Consider the following 17,180-nt stretch of genomic DNA (forward strand, 5'->3'; position numbering starts at 1 on the left):
AGAATCGAACAAAAATCGAGTATTCACCGATATTTGGGCAGAAAATTGGATGATAGTTTACCAGATTTTGATGGCTTTGTGGTGAGGGGATTCTGGAAATGTGGAAAAAGAGAAGATATATGCATGGATATTGTGGATAACCTGCGCATTATCCATAAAAAAACCCGCCGAAGCGGGTTTTTCGCCAATCGTTCTGCGTAAGCAGAATGGATTAACGTTTGGAGAACTGTGGACGACGACGTGCTTTACGCAGACCCACTTTCTTACGTTCAACCTGACGCGCGTCACGAGTAACGAAGCCAGCTTTACGCAGTTCAGAACGCAGGGATTCGTCGTACTCCATCAGAGCGCGGGTGATACCGTGACGGATCGCACCTGCCTGACCGGAGATACCACCACCTTTAACGGTGATGTACAGATCCAGTTTTTCTACCATATCAACCAGTTCCAGCGGCTGGCGAACTACCATGCGGGCAGTTTCGCGACCGAAGTACTGTTCCAGAGAACGCTGGTTGATTACGATTTTACCACTGCCCGGTTTGATGAAAACGCGAGCTGCGGAACTTTTGCGGCGACCAGTGCCGTAGTATTGATTTTCAGCCATTGCCTATAATCCCGATTAGATGTCAAGAACTTGCGGTTGCTGTGCCGCGTGGTTGTGCTCGTTGCCTGCGTAAACTTTCAGTTTACGGAACATAGCACGACCCAGCGGGCCTTTTGGCAGCATGCCTTTAACCGCGATTTCAATCACACGCTCAGGACGGCGGGCAATCATCTCTTCAAAGGTCGCTTCTTTGATACCACCGATGTGGCCGGTGTGGTGGTAGTACATTTTGTCAGTACGCTTGTTGCCGGTAACAGCAACTTTGTCAGCGTTCAGAACGATGATGTAATCACCGGTATCAACGTGCGGAGTGTATTCCGCTTTGTGCTTACCGCGCAGGCGACGAGCCAGTTCAGTAGCCAGACGGCCCAGAGTTTTACCGGTCGCGTCAACAACATACCAGTCGCGCTGTACGGTTTCTGGTTTAGCTGTAAAAGTTTTCATTAAAAGCTTACCCAAATAATAAGTTACACGTTGGTGAACACCCAAACGTTTAGTCAGTTGAGGTTCACACGACAAAGTCCGGCAAACCTACCCCTTCGAATAGCACATGCCGACACATAGAAAGTTTCGGGAAAAAAACCTTCTCGTAACGTGGGGTCGCAAGATTATAGAGAAGTTGAGGTCAAAGATCGACCCTTAAATGTGATTCAAATTGGGTTTTTCGAGGCGGTGGAAAATGCCGGGTGGCGGCTGCGCCTTACCCGGCCGACAAGTCCCCCTTCACAGGGAGAGGGTGGCGTTTATGGCATATGCTCCAGCTTCAGGTATTCCTCGCTCTGCATCTCCTGCAGGCGAGACAGGCAGCGCTGGAACTCAAACTTTAGCCGCTCCCCCTGGTAGATCTCATATAAAGGAACCTCGGCGCTAATCACCAGCTTAACGTGGCGCTCGTAAAACTCGTCCACCATCGCGATGAAGCGCCGCGCCTCGCTCTCCATCAGCCGCGTCATCACCGGCACATCCAGCACCATCACGGTGTGGAACAGACGTGAAAGCGCAATGTAGTCGTGCTGGCTGCGGGCATCAACGCACAGCGTCGTAAAGGAGACCGCCAGCGTTTGGTTTTCAACGCCGAGCGTTGGCAGCGGGCGATGGTTAATCTCGAGTTCCGGGGCGTGCTCGCGTTTTGCCCCCGCCAGCGCCAGCCAGAGTTTATCCATCTCGCGGGTGGTCTCTGCATTTAACGGCGAGAGCCACAGGTGCGCCTGGGTTAAGGTGCGCAGGCGATAATCGACACCGGCATCAACGTTCATAATGTCACAATGCTGCTTAATGGCGTCGATGGCAGGCAGGAAGCGTGCCCGCTGTAGGCCGTTGCGGTAAAGCTCATCCGGCGGAATATTCGACGTGGTCACCAGCGTGATCCCGCGGGCAAAAAGCGCTTTCATCAGGCCGCCTAACAGCATGGCATCGGTGATGTCAGACACAAAAAATTCATCGAAGCAGAGCACGTCCGTTTCCGCCTTGAACCTGTCGGCCACAATCTCCAGCGGATCGCTTTTACCCTGCAGCGCAGTCAGCTCTTCATGCACACGCAGCATAAAGCGGTGGAAGTGCAGACGCTGTTTACGCGCCCCCGGCAGGCTCTGGTAGAACATGTCCATCAGCCAGGTTTTTCCGCGACCGACCCCGCCCCACATATAAAGACCGCGCACCGGCGCGTGGGCCTGTGGCGTTTTTTTTCCGAGCAACCGTCCAAATGCCGCCTTTAGCCCGCCATTCTGTTCGGTTTCAGCGGGTTTGGCCGTGAGTTCCTGATAAATCATCTCCAGACGACTTACCGCCTCACGCTGTACGTCATCCGGCTGATGAGTGCCCTCGTTTAGGGCCAGTTGATATCGCGATGCAGGGGACAGGTTTTGCATAATCTTATTGTTATTCCTTCAATTAACGCTCACCAGCAGACGTGACTGATGAAAAAAAGGCCGTTCTACACTACGCGATGATACGTCAGGATTCCACTTCTACGGAAATAGCGGTTATAGTGGCATTATCAGGCACAGGCAGGAGCCGAGCCAACACCCTACGGAACAACAAGACAACGGGAGAAGTTCATGACCTGGGAATATGCGCTAATCGGTTTAGTCGTCGGCATCGTCATCGGTGCTGTGGCCATGCGTTTCGGTAATCGCAAATTGCGTCAGCAGCAGTCACTGCAGTACGAACTGGAAAAGAACAAAGCCGAGCTGGAAGAGTATCGTGAAGAGCTGGTCAGCCATTTTGCCCGTAGCGCCGAGCTGCTGGACAACATGGCGACCGACTATCGTCAGCTGTATCAGCATATGGCAAAAAGCTCCAGCAGCCTGCTGCCGGAAATGACGGCGGAAACCAATCCGTTCCGCAACCGTCTGGCAGACTCTGAAGCCGGTAACGACCAGGCGCCTGTTCAGATGCCTCGCGACTATTCAGACGGCGCGTCCGGCCTGCTGCGCGGCGGTGTAAAACGCGATTAATCGCACAACCTGAATTTATTTTACGGGCGCAGCGATTGCGCCCGTCCTTTCTTCCTGACCCCAGCTATCATTTAGTTAAACACCTCATTGTTCAGCGGTTTAAAATTCAATAACATCAACGTGTTTTTGGGGCCGTTTTTCCTTTATTCCAGGTTACGAGAGTCAACATCGATGAAGAAAAAAAACCAGCTGTTGAGCGCTATCGCGTTAAGTGTCGGGTTATCTCTCTCGGCGTCCGTCCCTGTATTTGCCGCCCTTCCCTCCCAGGTGCCTGGCCAGGCGGCCATTCCAAGCCTTGCCCCCATGCTGGAAAAAGTGTTACCTGCGGTGGTCAGCGTTCAGGTTGAGGGCACGGCGGTACAAAGCCAACGCGTCCCTGAAGAACTGAAAAAATATTTTGGCGATGAGTCTCCCGACCAGCAGGCCCAGCCTTTTGAAGGCCTGGGTTCCGGCGTCATTATTGATGCGGCAAAAGGCTACATTCTGACTAACAATCATGTCATCAGCCAGGCCGATAAAATCAGCGTCCAGCTAAACGATGGCCGCGAATTTGATGCCAAACTGATTGGCGGTGATGACCAGAGCGACATTGCGCTGTTGCAGGTACAAAACCCGAGTAACCTGACCCAGATTGCCATCGCGGACTCCGACAAACTGCGCGTCGGTGATTTTGCCGTCGCCGTGGGCAACCCCTTTGGCTTAGGGCAAACCGCCACTTCCGGGATCGTCTCCGCGCTGGGACGCAGCGGCCTCAATCTGGAAGGGCTGGAAAACTTTATCCAGACCGATGCCTCAATCAACCGCGGGAACTCCGGCGGGGCGTTACTTAACCTTAACGGTGAGCTGATTGGGATCAACACAGCCATTCTGGCCCCGGGTGGCGGCAGCATCGGGATCGGTTTTGCGATTCCCAGCAATATGGCCAAAACCCTGGCGCAGCAGCTCATTCAATTCGGCGAAATCAAACGCGGGCTGCTGGGTATTAAAGGTATGGAGATGAGCGCCGATATCGCCAAAGCGTTCAACATCAACGTACAGCGCGGGGCGTTTGTCAGTGAAGTGCTGCCTAACTCCGGCTCGGCAAAAGCAGGTATCAAATCGGGCGATGTGATCGTCAGCCTCAACGACAAGCCGCTGAGCAGCTTTGCCGAGCTGCGCTCGCGGATAGCGACCACCGAACCCGGCGCCAAAGTGAAGCTGGGTCTGATCCGTGACGGTAAGCCGCTGGACGTTGAAGTGACGCTGGATAAGAGCACCTCCTCCTCTGCCAGTGCGGAGCTGATCGCCCCGGCGCTGCAGGGTGCGACGCTGAGCGATGGACAGCTGAAAGACGGTACGAAAGGCATTCGCATCGACACCGTTGAGAAGAGCAGCCCTGCCGCACAGGCCGGATTGCATCAGGAAGATGTGATCATTGGGGTAAACCGCAATCGCGTGCAGTCCATTGCCGAACTGCGCAAGGTGCTGGAGAGTAAACCGGCGGTTATTGCCCTGCAGGTCATGCGCGGCAATGAGTCTATCTATATTCTGTTGCGCTAAGCATTTGCGACCCGGACATCACCGCTGCGTGTGATGTCCGGATAACTCATGTTATGCTGCAAATCGTTCCTTTTTTAACGACACGCGCATCATGCTTTTAAAGCTCTTACGTTCTATTGTCATCGGTTTGATTGTCGCTGGCCTGCTGCTGCTGGCGCTGCCGTCTTTACGTCAGTTCAATAAACTGTCGGCCCCTCAGTTCGATAGCACGGATGAAACGCCGGCCACCTATAACCAGGCCGTTCGCCGTGCCGCACCTGCCGTAGTTAACGTCTACAACCGTGGCCTGAATACCTCAGCCCATAACCAGCTGGAGATCCGCACTCTCGGCTCCGGGGTAATCATGGACGAGCGCGGCTACATTATTACCAACAAGCACGTGATAAACGATGCCGACCAGATCATCGTCGCCCTACAGGATGGCCGCGTGTTTGAGGCATTACTCGTTGGCTCTGACAGCCTGACTGACCTCGCCGTCCTGAAGATTAACGCCACGGGCGGTTTGCCGGTCATCCCGATCAACCGTAAACGTACCCCGCATATTGGTGACGTCGTCCTGGCGATTGGTAACCCTTACAACCTGGGCCAGACCATCACCCAGGGGATTATCAGCGCGACCGGGCGTATTGGCCTCAACCCATCCGGGCGGCAGAACTTCCTGCAAACCGATGCCTCCATCAACCACGGTAACTCCGGCGGTGCGCTGGTCAACTCGCTGGGCGAACTGATGGGCATCAACACCCTCTCGTTCGATAAGAGTAACGACGGCGAGACGCCGGAAGGGATCGGCTTTGCCATTCCGTTCCAGCTGGCGACCAAAATTATGGATAAGCTGATCCGCGACGGACGCGTGATCCGCGGCTATATCGGTATCGGTGGCCGTGAAATTGCGCCGATGCATACCCAGGGTGGCGGGATCGATCAGATCCAGGGCATCGTGGTGAACGAGGTGGCGCCAGGGGGTCCGGCGGCCAACGCGGGGATTCAGGTCAATGACGTCATTGTGTCGGTCAACGGCACGCCGGCGGTTTCTGCGCTGGAGACGATGGATCAGGTGGCAGAAATTCGCCCGGGCTCTATCATCCCTGTTGAAGTCATGCGCAACGATAAGAAACTGACGCTGCAGGTCACCATTCAGGAATACCCGGCAACGAACTGACAGGCATAAAAAAACGGAGCGATAAGCTCCGTTTTTTTGCCGGGAGACGGTTCGTATTACTTGTTAACGAACTCTTCACCCAGGGTGATATCTTTCTTCAGCGTATCCAGCATGCCTTCCATCGCGTGTTGTTCAAACGCGCTCAGCGTACCAATGGATTTACGCTCTTCGATACCATTTTTGCCCAGCAGCAGCGGCTGAGAGAAGAAGCGAGCGTGTTCGCCATCGCCTTCAACGTAAGCGCATTCAACAACGCCTTTCTCGCCCTGCAGAGCGCGAACCAGCGACAGACCGAAACGTGCAGCCGCCTGGCCCATAGACAGGGTTGCAGAACCGCCACCCGCCTTCGCTTCCACCACTTCGGTGCCCGCGTTCTGGATGCGTTTAGTCAGGTCAGCCACTTCCTGCTCGGTGAAGCTCACGCCTGGGATCTGCGACAGCAGAGGCAGGATGGTAACGCCAGAGTGACCGCCGATGACCGGCACTTCCACTTCTGTTGGCTGTTTGCCCTTCAGCTCAGCAACAAAGGTGTTGGAGCGAATAATATCCAGCGTGGTTACGCCGAACAGTTTGTTTTTGTCGTAAACACCTGCTTTCTTCAGCACTTCTGCCGCGATAGCAACGGTGGTGTTCACCGGGTTAGTGATGATACCGATGCACGCTTTCGGGCACACTTCAGCAATCTGCTGCACCAGGTTTTTCACGATGCCCGCGTTGACGTTGAACAGGTCTGAACGATCCATGCCTGGCTTACGCGCCACGCCTGCAGAAATCAGCACCACGTCGGCACCCTGCAGAGCAGGACGCGCATCTTCACCGGAGAAGCCTTTGATTTTTACAGCAGTTGGGATGTGGCTCAGGTCAACCGCCACACCTGGGGTTACCGGAGCAATATCGTACAGGGAGAGTTCTGAGCCTGAAGGCAGTTGGGTTTTCAGTAGTAGGGCAAGCGCCTGGCCGATACCACCAGCAGCGCCGAGGACTGCGACTTTCATCCTAAACTCCTTATTATGGTTAACTTAAGTATCTGTAAATCCGTTGCGGCGACCATAATTCAGCAAGTGTTTAATTACAATTTTCGTAGCTAAAGAATTTGAGGTCGCGCGACTTTATCTCTCTTCAGAAGGCTATCTGACGACAGACGGCAACGAATTAAGAGGTGGTTACAATACACCCTGCCCCGCCACCAAAACAACATCATTTTGATAACATTTAATTTACTTTTAAGCTTATTTGCGCGGCGTGACCCAGGCATGTTTTCTGATAACGAATTCTGATAAAATCACTCCCTTTCATAACATTATTTCAGCCTGGCGCTGAGTAGATAATTTGCATAAAAATTCATCCACATGCATAATAATGTTGTTTCTATCGTCATATTCCGGGTGACTTATGCGAAGCTCGTCTAAGCAAGAAGAATTAGTAAAGGCGTTTAAAGCGCTACTTAAAGAAGAGAAATTCAGTTCTCAGGGAGAAATTGTTCAGGCGCTGCAGGAACAGGGCTTCGACAACATCAATCAGTCGAAGGTCTCCCGCATGTTAACGAAATTTGGCGCGGTACGTACCCGTAACGCCAAGATGGAGATGGTCTATTGCCTGCCGGCTGAACTTGGCGTGCCGACCACCTCCAGCCCGCTCAAGAATCTGGTTCTGGATATCGACTACAACGATGCCGTTGTGGTGATCCACACAAGCCCAGGTGCCGCACAGCTGATTGCCCGCATGCTGGACTCATTGGGTAAAACGGAAGGTATCCTCGGGACTATCGCCGGTGATGACACCATCTTTACCACGCCAGCCAGCGGTTTCTCCGTTAAAGATCTCCACGAAGCGATTCTGGTTCTGTTCGAACAGGAACTCTAATCCCCTTTCCCCGTAGCGCCGCTGCGGGGATCGTTCTGTCTCCACACCGTTTCCCCCTCTTTTTCACTGCCTCTGCCTTTGACAAATAGTGCTTTTTACCACCCATTAACATTCACCTGGTGAATGATAAATCAAAAAATCGCACAAAAAATCAAAAGCTGATATCCATATGATTTCATTAGACATAACCAACTAAAATGTGCAAAAAATACCCAATATTATGCAATTTGGTTATAAAAAAAAGACTATTTAACACGTAATAACAATAGAAACCATTAGTCTGGTATTAATTTTTTCCGTTATTAGTGTATACTTGATTTTGTGATGAGGGTCACGAAACAAGACCCCACTAAAAAATTCGACGAGGTAAAAATCATGAAAATCAAATCAACTGTAGCGGCGCTGAGCGTCCTGTCTGTCCTGTCATTCGGTGCCTTCGCGGCTGACGCTATCAATGCTGACCAGGCGCAATCCCGCCAGGCCATCGGTACGGTTTCTGTCGGCGCGGTCGGCACATCGCCAATGGACATGCATGAGATGCTGAACAAAAAAGCGGAAGAAAAGGGTGCGTCATCCTATCGCATCATCGAAGCGCGCTCTGGTGCACACTGGCACGCCACCGCTGAGCTGTACAAATAAGTTTTAGTAATAACTGAACACGTAAATCTCCACTCAACGGCACCAGGCATAAAAATAGCTGTTCAACCCTTCTCGCCGTTGAGCAAAAACCCTATTCAGGAGTAAAGACTATGAAAACCAAATTGATCATCGCAACCCTCGGTCTGGCATCTGTTCTCTCTTTCGGCGCAAGCGCAGCCGTACAGCAGGTGAATGCCGACCAGGCACAAAATCTGCAGCCTATGGGCAGCATCTCCGTGACGTCTGTTACCGGCTCTCCGATGGATATCCGTCACGAACTGGCTGCCAAAGCTGAAAAAGCAGGTGCCAGCAGCTATCGCGTCACCGAACTGAATCAGGGTGACCACTGGCATGCAACTGCAGAACTGTATAAATAAACCCTCGTCGTATCTCATCATACGACTTGCCCCTGGCCTGATGGTCAGGGGCTTTTTTCATTCAGTGCCGCGCGTTAAAACGCAGCTGCCCTTCCAGCTCTTCTTCCGCTTCATCGAACAGTAATATCAGTGCGCCAAAGCGTCTGCGCAGCTTATCGGGCAAATGGATGAACTCAATTTCCAGCGGTAGCGGCAGCAGGCTACCGGTCACCACGTCCCACAGCGTATCCAGATTTGTCACGCTTTCCCGTTCAAGATCAAACACCCGGATAAATTCACGGTAGAAGTCTTCCTGACTGTCGATCTCGTCAAAATCAAAGGTATAGGTTTTCATTGCCAGCCACCCAGTCCAGGCGAGCGGCAGATGCCGCCCTGTCTATTATAATCCCCCAATGTGAAGGGTTTTCACTTCCAGATACTCTTCCAGGCCCAGCACGGAGCCCTCACGACCCAGGCCTGACTCTTTTACGCCGCCAAAGGGCCCCAGCTCCGTGGAGACGGCACACTCGTTAATACCAATCATCCCGCTCTCGATCGCCTGCGAAACGCGGAAAACACGTGAGAGATTCTGGGTATAGAAGTAAGCCGCCAGCCCGTAGGGCGTATTGTTGGCACGCTGGATAACTTCATCTTCCGAGGTGAAACGGAAACACGCCGCAACCGGGCCAAACGTCTCTTCCTCTGCCAGCTTCATGCCTTCATGGCAGTCGCCCAGCACGGTTGGCATCCAGAAATTCCCGCCAAGCGGATGGGGCTTACCCCCTGCCAGTACGGTTGCCCCCCGGGAGACGGCATCGTCGACATGCTCACGCACCTTGTCGACCGCAGCAGATTCAATCAGCGGTCCGACAACGACGCCCTCGTCAAGGCCATTCCCCACCTTGAGCGCCTTCACGGCATCGGCAAGTTTATTCACAAACTTGTCGTAGACGGTTTCCTGAATATAAAAACGGTTCACGCTGACGCAGACCTGCCCGGCATTGCGGAACTTGTTGGCAATCGCCCCCTTCACCGCCGCGTCGATATCTGCATCCTCAAAAACGATATACGGGGCATTTCCCCCCAGCTCCATCGAGACTTTTTTCATGGTTTCGGCAGCATTACGCACCAGCGTTTTGCCGACGGAGGTCGAGCCGGTAAAGGAGATTTTACGCACGTCTCGGCTTGCCATAATCGCATCGCTGATTTCATGGGTATTCCCGGCCACGGCGTTGAGCACGCCGTCGGGTACGCCGGCCTGTTTTGCCAGGGTGAGCAGCGCAAAGGCACTGAGCGGCGTGTTATTGGCCGGTTTGATCACTCCGGTGCACCCCGCAGCCAGCGCCGGGCCTAATTTGCGGGTGAGCATGGCCATTGGGAAGTTCCACGGCGTTATCGCCGCCACCACGCCTATGGGTTCGCGGGTTGCCAGAATGCGCGAGCCGGGTTTGATCGGCGGAATAATTTCCCCGTTGGCGCGCTTGGCCTCTTCGGCAAACCACTGGATAAAGCTGGCAGCGTACTCCACCTCACCTTCCGCTTCTTTCAGCGGCTTGCCCTGCTCGGTGGTCATTAACTGCCCGAGCCAGCTTTTATTCTCAATAATCAGTTCGTACCAGCGATAAAGAATCGCCGAGCGCTCTTTCGCGGTTTTGGCACGCCAGGCCGGGAAGGCTTTGGTGGCCGCTGCGATAGCCTCTTCGGTTTGTGCTTTACCCGCTTTCGCGACTTTCGCGATGACTTCCCCGGTAGCGGGGTTAAGCACATCGAAGGTCGTGTCCAGCGTTTTCCAGATCCCGTTGACCAGATAACCGGTCTGAAAAAGGATGTGATCCTGAAGCGCCTGGGTCGTCATGTGTCCTCCCTTCCTGAAATGTAAGAACGTGCTGGAATAAGTATAGCCACAAAAAAACCGACGCTTTTGGCGTCGGTTTTTTTACTTCAGTCAGCTATCCGTGAGGGCATTCTGGTAGCGATGCAGCATCAACACCAGCCGTCCTACCGGCTCGGTCACCTGAGGCGGCGCTTCCCAGGTTTTAAGCTTCTCCTGGTAGATATCAAGCTCTGCAAGCAGCTGCGTAAAGTAGCGACGTCGTTTGTCATCACTGCTGGCGGAAAGCACGTGGTCCGCGGTACGACGCAGCTGGCGGTGCCAGGCCGACAGATCGTCGTTGATCGGCACCGGCGCATTGCGCAGACGCTGGTGTGCAATGATCATGGTCAGCGCCAGGCGGAACTTCGCAATGTCGCCCGGGAACTTGTTCAGCAGTAAAAACAGCTGCTGGTAGAGCGCGGGCAGGTGGTTCTCTTTACGGCGCGCGGTGTTGGTTGTCATCGACGAGACGGCGGCCGACACAAACTGGTTCAACAGCACGCGGCCCGTTCTTGCCTGCGAATTATCGCGGACCAGCAGAATCACCATCATCGCCAGGAAACAGCCCACCAGCTGACCTAACGCACTGTCGAGGAACTGGCTGAAATGGAAGGTCATCGGGTTATCCAGCACGATGATGTTAATCGTGCTCGCCAGCGCCCCCAGCGATCCCAGACGCCGCTTTTGCACTTCTATACCGATAAAGAACGCCATCACCGCCAGGCTAATACAGAGCAGCAGCATGCTCTGCTGGGTAGACGGGATGATGACCAGAAAATAGAGCGCGCCGATCGGCAGGGCGGCAAGGGTGCCGTACAGGAAATCGATGGCGACCATACGCGGGTTAGGCAGACGCATCGCCAGTGCGGTCACGACGGCAATCATCACCATCGCGCCGCTGCCGGACGTCCAGCCCGTCCACAGCCAGAACAGCGTGCCGAGCATACAGGCAAGCGTCGTACGCCAGAAGTTGACCATCGCGTGATGGCGCTCGGCGGATTCCGGCTTGATCACCACTTCGCCCTGCAGTACCTCTTCTTCCGCCGCGCTGATTTTGGTATTCCCGATCACGCCGCGTTTCAGCAGCAGGTAGCGCGTCGCGGCGCCGACCCAGGTGTAGATCGTTACCGGCGTGTCACGTTCCCCTGTCCAGGCAATAACCCTGCGCATACGCTTAAGCTGCTTGTGCACGTCCTGCACCGTTTCCACTGGCTCAGCGAACAGTTCGCGGAACGTATCGGTGACCACTTCCGGGCGCGTGTTCTGAATCAGGTAGGTTTCACATGCCTGGGTAATCAGCGTTAACGAGACCGTATTAAGGGCTTTCAGACGACGGTTAGCGCGAGCCCAGCGTGACGACTCCATATTGAGATTGCTGCGCATCCCTTCCAGCGCCTGCGTCCGGCGAACCAGCCCGCTCCAGGCTTTATCCACCTCTTCGCTATCGCCGTGCTTAATGCAGAGCTGCATCAGCTGGTACTGGGCGACAATCAGCGCATCAAGCTCACGGTCGACTTCCTGCTTGATGGAGCGCGGGGAGAACAGCAGGTCCGCGACAATTGCACTCACGATACCAATGACAATCTCACTGCATCGCTCCACCGCAAACTGCGGAGCCAGCAGCGGCTCGGACTGGATGGTGATGATAATAATCAGCGCGGTATAGCCCGCCAGACCCCAGGCATAGGAGTTCTCCACTTTCACCAGGGATGAGATCCAGGTGCAGAAGCCCGCCCAGATACAGCACACCATCAGCATCAGCAGTGGCGTGCGGATCATCAGGATAATAATGGTGAGCGCCGCGATACAGCCGATGAACGTCCCGATGATACGCAGCATTCCGCGATAGCGGATCGCGCCTGAATAGGGTTCCCCACCCGCGGCAAAGGCGGGACCCGCCGCGACAATCGCGGCCGTCAGCACTGCCCAGCGCGGGGTTTCAAGCTGGAAGTGGAAGCCAACAAACAGCGCCAGCACAATGGCACACGCCAGCTTCACGGCGAAGCGAATGTGCTGGCTGGCGATGGAAAAGATGCCCATAGCGATTAACCAAACTCGCGCAGACGGTGGGCGATTTTACGGAAGAACGAGTCCTGGCTGGCATCCCGATCTTTCTCACCGGTAATCACCACCGTCGCCGTGGTACCCGCAGGCCACAGATTGCCCTGCTGTTCATCCAGGTGGATACGGACCGGCACGCGCTGGGCCAGACGCACCCACTCGAGGTTGGAATCCACCGTTGCCATCCCTTTTGCATCACGCGAACTGCTGGAGTTGGTGACCCCTGCGGCGACGCTGTCGACGGTACCTTTAAAGACGCGGTTGCTGCCCAGCGGCGTGATTTCTGCCCGATAGCCGGGACGTACGCCTTCCAGCTTGGTCTCTTCCATATAGGCGAGTACATAGAAAGAGTTCTGTTTCACCAGCGCCACGGCGGTTGAGCCACGGGTAATGAATTCCCCGGCATAGACGTTAAGGTTGGTCACCCAGCCATCAGACGGCGCGCGGATCACGGTACGCTCCAGATCGAGCTTCGCCAGATCGCGCGTTGCTTCTGCTTTCGCCAGCTGGTGCAGCACGGTTTGCAGCACGTTGTTGGACTGGTCAATCTCTTCACGGGACATTGCCTGAACGCCAAGCTGATTACGGCGGCCTGCCTCACGGCGTTTCTCCGCAGCCAGCGCCTGGTAATAGGCCACGTCCGCTTCCGCCTCTTCCAGCGCTTTCTGGTAACGAGGCTGGTCGATGGTGAACAGAACCTGATCTTTTTTCACCAGCTGGTTATCGTGAACGTTAACCGCCGTGATAAGACCGGCCACGTCAGGGGCGATGGCCACCACATCGGCGCTGAAGCGTGCATCACGCGTCCACGGTGATTCGGTGTAATAGACCCAGGCGCGAAAAATGGCAATGAAGGCGAGGATAACCAGCGCCATGGTGATGGCAGTGCGGGAGATTTTTCTTGTTAGCGTTTTCACATCAACCTCAGACAAACATGCGCGATATCAGGTAAAACAGGCAGCAATACAGCGCGGTATTGAACAATGCAGGGTGCCAGACGAAATCGTAGATCCCGGTAGGGACCAGCACCTTGCGCACCAGCCAGAAGATCGCCAGTGATAAAAGAAGCTCGAAAAATATCGGTGGGAACGACAGACCGAACACCACGATAACGGGAAACAGACTCATGTTGACCTTGATAAGAGAGAGTGCAGGCTTCAGAATTTTTTAGCGCACGCCACCGCAGGAGAGCAAGAAACGCCGGGCGAGAATGGCGCAGCCGTTATGTAATTAATAATATATTAACGTAACTGTTATGCTGTTATCTATAATATGTGATCTAAATCACTTTTAAGTCAGAGTGAACAATGGAACGTTTAAAACGCATGTCAGTCTTCGCCAAAGTGGTTGAACTGGGCTCCTTTACCGCCGCTGCACGCCAGCTTCAGATGAGCGTCTCCTCCATCAGCCAGACGGTGTCCAAACTGGAAGATGAGCTTCAGGTCAAGCTGCTCAACCGCAGTACCCGCAGCATTGGTCTGACGGAAGCGGGTAAAATTTACTATCAGGGCTGTCGTCGCATGCTTCTGGAAGTGCGGGATGTTCACGAACAGCTCTACGCCTTCAACAACACCCCCATCGGCACGCTGCGCATCGGGTGTTCTTCAACTATGGCACAAAATGTTCTCGCTGCCATGACGGCGGATATGCTGAAAGAGTACCCCGGGCTTACCGTCAATCTGGTGACGGGTATCCCGGCACCGGATCTGATTGCCGACGGCCTGGACGTGGTGATCCGCGTCGGCGCGCTTCAGGATTCCAGCCTGTTCTCGCGTCGGCTGGGCAGCATGCCGATGGTCGTCTGCGCTTCGAAGAGCTATCTGGCCCAGTACGGTGTGCCGGAGAAACCCGCCGATCTCACCAACCACTCGTGGCTGGAGTACAGCGTGCGGCCCGACAATGAATTTGAGCTGATTGCCCCGGAAGGGATCTCCACCAAACTGCTGCCGGAGGGGCGGTTTGTCACTAACGACCCCATGACCATTTCGCGCTGGCTGGTGGCTGGCGCCGGGATCGCCTACGTGCCGCTGATGTGGGTGATCAACGAAATCAACAGCGGCGTGCTGGAGATCCTCTTCCCGCGCTACCAATCCGATCCGCGTCCGGTGTACGCCCTGTATACCGAAAAAGACAAGCTCCCGCTGAAAGTCCAGGTGTGCATTAACTATCTGACCGAGTATTTTGTGGACGTGGCGGAGCTGTTTCAGGGGATGCGGGGAAGACGAAAGGAATAATCCATTTATTCCAGAACGTATAGGACCGATGAATATTCCCAGGATGAATCCCGTATTCATTCAGGAATATTCCTTCGCCACTATCAGGAATAGCTAATTGACACTACCGCCATCAGCCCATTACTTTATATGCAGTCTGCTCGTCAGGCTGTTATTAATTTGTTGCTGATATGAATAATAAAATGTATTTCGCAGGATGACGTTAAACAAGGAAAAGAAATGAATCTATTTGAACAAACACCGCCTTCACGCAGGCGCTATGGACTCGCCGCGTTCATCGGTTTAATTGCAGGGATCGTCTCCGCTTTTGTCAAATGGGGAGCCGAAGTGCCGCTTCCGCCACGCAGCCCCGCCGACTTATTCACCGGCGCATGCGGACCTGAGCACTTAATAAGAGCCGCAGGGCAGATTGACTGCTCCCGCAATTTTTTAAATCCTCCCTATGTATTTTTACGTGACTGGCTTGGCGTTGTCGATCCTAACGCGGCAGTTTATACATTTGCCGGACATATATTTAACTGGGTCGGCGTAACGCATATTATTTTCTCCATCGTCTTCGCTGTTGGCTATTGTGTCGTTGCTGAAGTCTTCCCGAAAATTAAACTCTGGCAGGGTTTGCTGGCAGGTGCGTTAGCTCAGCTCTTTGTGCATATGATTTCCTTCCCGCTGATGGGGTTGACGCCACCGCTGTTTGAGCTGCCGTGGTATGAACACGTGTCAGAGATCGTGGGCCATCTGGTCTGGTTCTGGTCGATCGAAATTATTCGTCGTGACTTGCGTAACCGCATCACTCACGAGCCGGATCCGGAGATCACGCTGGGTAACTTACGTTAAAAAAAAGGCGCTACATCTGTAGCGCCTTTTTTTATGTTTGCTCAGGTCAGGCTGTGCCGCCCACCGTCAGGTTGTCTACTTTCAGCGTTGGCTGGCCCACGCCCACTGGCAGGCTCTGGCCCTCTTTACCGCAGACGCCCACGCCGTTATCCAGCTTCAGATCGTTACCGACCATGGAGATCTGCTGCATGGCTTCAATACCGGAGCCGATCAGCGTTGCACCTTTCACCGCTTTGGTCACTTTGCCCTTTTCGATCAGGTACGCTTCTGAGGTAGAGAAGACAAACTTACCGGAGGTGATATCCACCTGGCCGCCGCCAAAGTTAGGCGCAAAGATACCGTAATCAACGGATTCGATAATCTCCTGCGGCGTGGATTTGCCCGGCAGCATGTAGGTATTGGTCATGCGCGGCATCGGCAGGTGCGCGTAGGATTCACGACGGCCGTTACCCGTTGGCGCAACGCCCATCAGGCGCGCGTTGAGCTTGTCCTGCATGTAGCCTTTCAGCACGCCGTTTTCGATCAGCACGTTGTACTGGCCGGGCGTACCTTCATCGTCGATAGCCACCGAGCCGCGACGATCGCGCATGGTGCCATCATCCACCACGGTGCACAGTTCAGAGGAGACAAGTTGACCAATCTGACCGCTGAATACCGACGTTCCGCGACGGTTAAAGTCGCCTTCCAGACCATGGCCCACCGCCTCATGCAGCAGCACGCCCGGCCAGCCGGCACCCAGCACCACCGGGAATGAACCCGCCGGCGCCGCGACGGCATTCAGATTCACCAGCGCCATGCGCACGGCTTCTTTTGCCCACGCGTCAGCGCGCGCTTCACCGTCAACGTCGCCCAGGAACCAATCATAGCCAAAACGACCGCCGCCGCCGCTTGAACCGCGCTCGCGTTTGCCGTCCTCATCAACCTGCACGCTGATAGAGAGACGCACCAGCGGACGGACATCTGCCGCCAGGGTACCGTCCGTTGCCGCCACCAGAATCAGTTCATACACACCGCTCAGGCTGGCTGAAACTTCCTGCACGCGTTTATCTGCCGCGCGCGCCACTTTGTCCACGCGGCGCAGGATATCCAGCTTCTCTTCACGGCTCATGCTCTGCAGCGGATCGATGCTGGTATAGAGCGCAGAGTGCTGCACTTCTCCCAGGATTTTCACGCGACCATCGCCGGTATCACGCACAATGGTGCGCGCGGCCTGCGCGCTCTGCTCAAGTGCGGCGAGGCTAATCTGATCGGCATACGCAAAACCGGTTTTCTCCCCGCTGACGGCGCGGACGCCAACGCCCTGGTCGATGTTGTAAGAGCCATCTTTAATGATGCTGTCTTCTAAAACCCAGGATTCGTGATAGCTCGACTGGAAATAAAGGTCGCCGTAGTCGAGACGGCGTTCGGTCAGTTGACCAAGAATGGAGAACAGGTCCTGATGGTTCAGGCCGTTCGCTGCGAGCAAATGTTCACTTACCAGGTTCAGACTCATCGTATTGCTACTCGTTCGTTGCCGCCCGTGGCGGTATAAAGATCGTATTTATTGAGAGTGAGGCAATTAC

18 protein-coding genes are annotated in these 17,180 nt (G+C 54.5%); 8 read left to right on the forward strand and 10 right to left on the reverse strand.

The genetic code is table 11. The features are described 5' to 3' along the window. Positions 1–211: 211 nt before the first annotated feature. From rpsI to zapE, 3 genes are all read right to left on the reverse strand, one after another. Positions 212–604, reverse strand: coding sequence for a 30S ribosomal protein S9 (gene rpsI, locus FHC52_RS13300; RefSeq protein ID WP_003860436.1), 393 nt, complete (start codon positions 602–604; stop codon positions 212–214). A 15-nt stretch (positions 605–619) separates the two neighbouring features. Continuing rightward, on the reverse strand, positions 620–1,048 hold the full coding sequence (gene rplM, locus FHC52_RS13305) for a 50S ribosomal protein L13 (protein ID WP_003860434.1): 429 nt from the start codon (positions 1,046–1,048) through the stop codon (positions 620–622). A gap of 299 nt (positions 1,049–1,347) precedes the next feature. After that, a complete protein-coding gene (zapE, locus tag FHC52_RS13310; protein ID WP_032675556.1) occupies positions 1,348–2,472 on the reverse strand; it encodes a cell division protein ZapE in 1,125 nt (374 codons plus the stop codon). Positions 2,473–2,661: 189 nt separating this feature from the next. On the opposite strand from zapE, the gene zapG reads away from it, so the two are divergent. From zapG to degS, 3 genes are all read left to right on the forward strand, one after another. After that, positions 2,662–3,060 (forward strand): Z-ring associated protein ZapG, encoded by a 399-nt coding sequence (gene zapG / locus FHC52_RS13315; RefSeq protein ID WP_008502832.1) that lies wholly within the window; start codon positions 2,662–2,664, stop codon positions 3,058–3,060. Between the two features lie 171 nt (positions 3,061–3,231). Beyond that, a complete protein-coding gene (gene degQ / locus FHC52_RS13320) occupies positions 3,232–4,599 on the forward strand; it encodes a serine endoprotease DegQ (RefSeq protein ID WP_032653656.1) in 1,368 nt (455 codons plus the stop codon). A 91-nt stretch (positions 4,600–4,690) separates the two neighbouring features. Further along, on the forward strand, positions 4,691–5,758 hold the full coding sequence (gene degS / locus FHC52_RS13325) for an outer membrane-stress sensor serine endopeptidase DegS (protein WP_008502834.1): 1,068 nt from the start codon (positions 4,691–4,693) through the stop codon (positions 5,756–5,758). Positions 5,759–5,814: 56 nt separating this feature from the next. Here the strand turns inward: degS and mdh are convergent, their stop codons facing one another. Then, positions 5,815–6,753, reverse strand: a complete 939-nt coding sequence (gene mdh / locus FHC52_RS13330) for a malate dehydrogenase (RefSeq protein WP_008502835.1) — start codon at positions 6,751–6,753, stop codon at positions 5,815–5,817. A 397-nt stretch (positions 6,754–7,150) separates the two neighbouring features. Here mdh and argR point away from each other — a divergent pair, with 397 nt between their 5' ends. The 3 genes from argR (at position 7,151) to yhcN (FHC52_RS13345) (ending at position 8,637) form a co-directional block, all read left to right on the forward strand. Then, on the forward strand, positions 7,151–7,621 hold the full coding sequence (argR, locus tag FHC52_RS13335) for a transcriptional regulator ArgR (RefSeq protein WP_008502836.1): 471 nt from the start codon (positions 7,151–7,153) through the stop codon (positions 7,619–7,621). Positions 7,622–7,996: 375 nt separating this feature from the next. Then, positions 7,997–8,260 carry a peroxide/acid stress response protein YhcN gene (gene yhcN / locus FHC52_RS13340; protein WP_008502837.1) on the forward strand — a complete coding sequence of 88 codons (264 nt, stop codon included), beginning with the start codon at positions 7,997–7,999 and terminating at the stop codon, positions 8,258–8,260. Between the two features lie 110 nt (positions 8,261–8,370). Further along, entirely contained in the window at positions 8,371–8,637 is a 267-nt protein-coding gene (gene yhcN / locus FHC52_RS13345; protein ID WP_008502838.1) for a peroxide/acid stress response protein YhcN, read from the forward strand. Positions 8,638–8,698: 61 nt separating this feature from the next. Here the strand turns inward: yhcN (FHC52_RS13345) and FHC52_RS13350 are convergent, their stop codons facing one another. The 5 genes from FHC52_RS13350 to aaeX form a co-directional block, all read right to left on the reverse strand. After that, positions 8,699–8,971 (reverse strand): barstar family protein, encoded by a 273-nt coding sequence (locus FHC52_RS13350; RefSeq protein WP_008502839.1) that lies wholly within the window; start codon positions 8,969–8,971, stop codon positions 8,699–8,701. Between the two features lie 45 nt (positions 8,972–9,016). Beyond that, on the reverse strand, positions 9,017–10,471 hold the full coding sequence (locus tag FHC52_RS13355) for an NAD-dependent succinate-semialdehyde dehydrogenase (protein WP_008502840.1): 1,455 nt from the start codon (positions 10,469–10,471) through the stop codon (positions 9,017–9,019). A gap of 90 nt (positions 10,472–10,561) precedes the next feature. After that, positions 10,562–12,529, reverse strand: coding sequence for a p-hydroxybenzoic acid efflux pump subunit AaeB (aaeB, locus tag FHC52_RS13360; RefSeq protein WP_008502841.1), 1,968 nt, complete (start codon positions 12,527–12,529; stop codon positions 10,562–10,564). A gap of 5 nt (positions 12,530–12,534) precedes the next feature. Further along, the gene (aaeA, locus tag FHC52_RS13365) at positions 12,535–13,467 is read right to left on the reverse strand and encodes a p-hydroxybenzoic acid efflux pump subunit AaeA (RefSeq protein WP_021242282.1); all 933 of its coding nucleotides are present in this window, start codon (positions 13,465–13,467) and stop codon (positions 12,535–12,537) included. Positions 13,468–13,474: 7 nt separating this feature from the next. After that, positions 13,475–13,678 (reverse strand): p-hydroxybenzoic acid efflux pump operon protein AaeX, encoded by a 204-nt coding sequence (aaeX, locus tag FHC52_RS13370; protein ID WP_003860416.1) that lies wholly within the window; start codon positions 13,676–13,678, stop codon positions 13,475–13,477. A 179-nt stretch (positions 13,679–13,857) separates the two neighbouring features. Here aaeX and aaeR point away from each other — a divergent pair, with 179 nt between their 5' ends. Both aaeR and FHC52_RS13380 read left to right on the forward strand, forming a co-directional pair. Next, on the forward strand, positions 13,858–14,784 hold the full coding sequence (gene aaeR, locus FHC52_RS13375; protein WP_008502843.1) for an HTH-type transcriptional activator AaeR: 927 nt from the start codon (positions 13,858–13,860) through the stop codon (positions 14,782–14,784). Positions 14,785–15,003: 219 nt separating this feature from the next. Beyond that, entirely contained in the window at positions 15,004–15,618 is a 615-nt protein-coding gene (locus tag FHC52_RS13380) for a YagU family protein (RefSeq protein WP_058655008.1), read from the forward strand. A 46-nt stretch (positions 15,619–15,664) separates the two neighbouring features. Here the strand turns inward: FHC52_RS13380 and tldD are convergent, their stop codons facing one another. After that, positions 15,665–17,110 (reverse strand): metalloprotease TldD, encoded by a 1,446-nt coding sequence (gene tldD, locus FHC52_RS13385; protein WP_220420111.1) that lies wholly within the window; start codon positions 17,108–17,110, stop codon positions 15,665–15,667. Positions 17,111–17,180: the final 70 nt, after the last annotated feature.

The organism is Enterobacter sp. EC_64, from assembly GCF_019584165.1.
GTDB classification, from domain to species: domain Bacteria; phylum Pseudomonadota; class Gammaproteobacteria; order Enterobacterales; family Enterobacteriaceae; genus Enterobacter; species Enterobacter roggenkampii.

Excerpts from the sequence above, each read along its gene's own strand:
- rpsI (WP_003860436.1), bottom strand. The coding sequence starts at position 604 with ATGGCTGAAAATCAATACTACGGCACTGGTCGCCGCAAAAGTTCCGCA.
- rplM (WP_003860434.1), bottom strand. The coding sequence starts at position 1,048 with ATGAAAACTTTTACAGCTAAACCAGAAACCGTACAGCGCGACTGGTAT.
- zapE (WP_032675556.1), bottom strand. The coding sequence starts at position 2,472 with ATGCAAAACCTGTCCCCTGCATCGCGATATCAACTGGCCCTAAACGAG.
- zapG (WP_008502832.1), top strand. The coding sequence starts at position 2,662 with ATGACCTGGGAATATGCGCTAATCGGTTTAGTCGTCGGCATCGTCATC.
- degQ (WP_032653656.1), top strand. The coding sequence starts at position 3,232 with ATGAAGAAAAAAAACCAGCTGTTGAGCGCTATCGCGTTAAGTGTCGGG.
- degS (WP_008502834.1), top strand. The coding sequence starts at position 4,691 with ATGCTTTTAAAGCTCTTACGTTCTATTGTCATCGGTTTGATTGTCGCT.
- mdh (WP_008502835.1), bottom strand. The coding sequence starts at position 6,753 with ATGAAAGTCGCAGTCCTCGGCGCTGCTGGTGGTATCGGCCAGGCGCTT.
- argR (WP_008502836.1), top strand. The coding sequence starts at position 7,151 with ATGCGAAGCTCGTCTAAGCAAGAAGAATTAGTAAAGGCGTTTAAAGCG.
- yhcN (WP_008502837.1), top strand. The coding sequence starts at position 7,997 with ATGAAAATCAAATCAACTGTAGCGGCGCTGAGCGTCCTGTCTGTCCTG.
- yhcN (WP_008502838.1), top strand. The coding sequence starts at position 8,371 with ATGAAAACCAAATTGATCATCGCAACCCTCGGTCTGGCATCTGTTCTC.
- FHC52_RS13350 (WP_008502839.1), bottom strand. The coding sequence starts at position 8,971 with ATGAAAACCTATACCTTTGATTTTGACGAGATCGACAGTCAGGAAGAC.
- FHC52_RS13355 (WP_008502840.1), bottom strand. The coding sequence starts at position 10,471 with ATGACGACCCAGGCGCTTCAGGATCACATCCTTTTTCAGACCGGTTAT.
- aaeB (WP_008502841.1), bottom strand. The coding sequence starts at position 12,529 with ATGGGCATCTTTTCCATCGCCAGCCAGCACATTCGCTTCGCCGTGAAG.
- aaeX (WP_003860416.1), bottom strand. The coding sequence starts at position 13,678 with ATGAGTCTGTTTCCCGTTATCGTGGTGTTCGGTCTGTCGTTCCCACCG.
- aaeR (WP_008502843.1), top strand. The coding sequence starts at position 13,858 with ATGGAACGTTTAAAACGCATGTCAGTCTTCGCCAAAGTGGTTGAACTG.
- FHC52_RS13380 (WP_058655008.1), top strand. The coding sequence starts at position 15,004 with ATGAATCTATTTGAACAAACACCGCCTTCACGCAGGCGCTATGGACTC.
- tldD (WP_220420111.1), bottom strand. The coding sequence starts at position 17,110 with ATGAGTCTGAACCTGGTAAGTGAACATTTGCTCGCAGCGAACGGCCTG.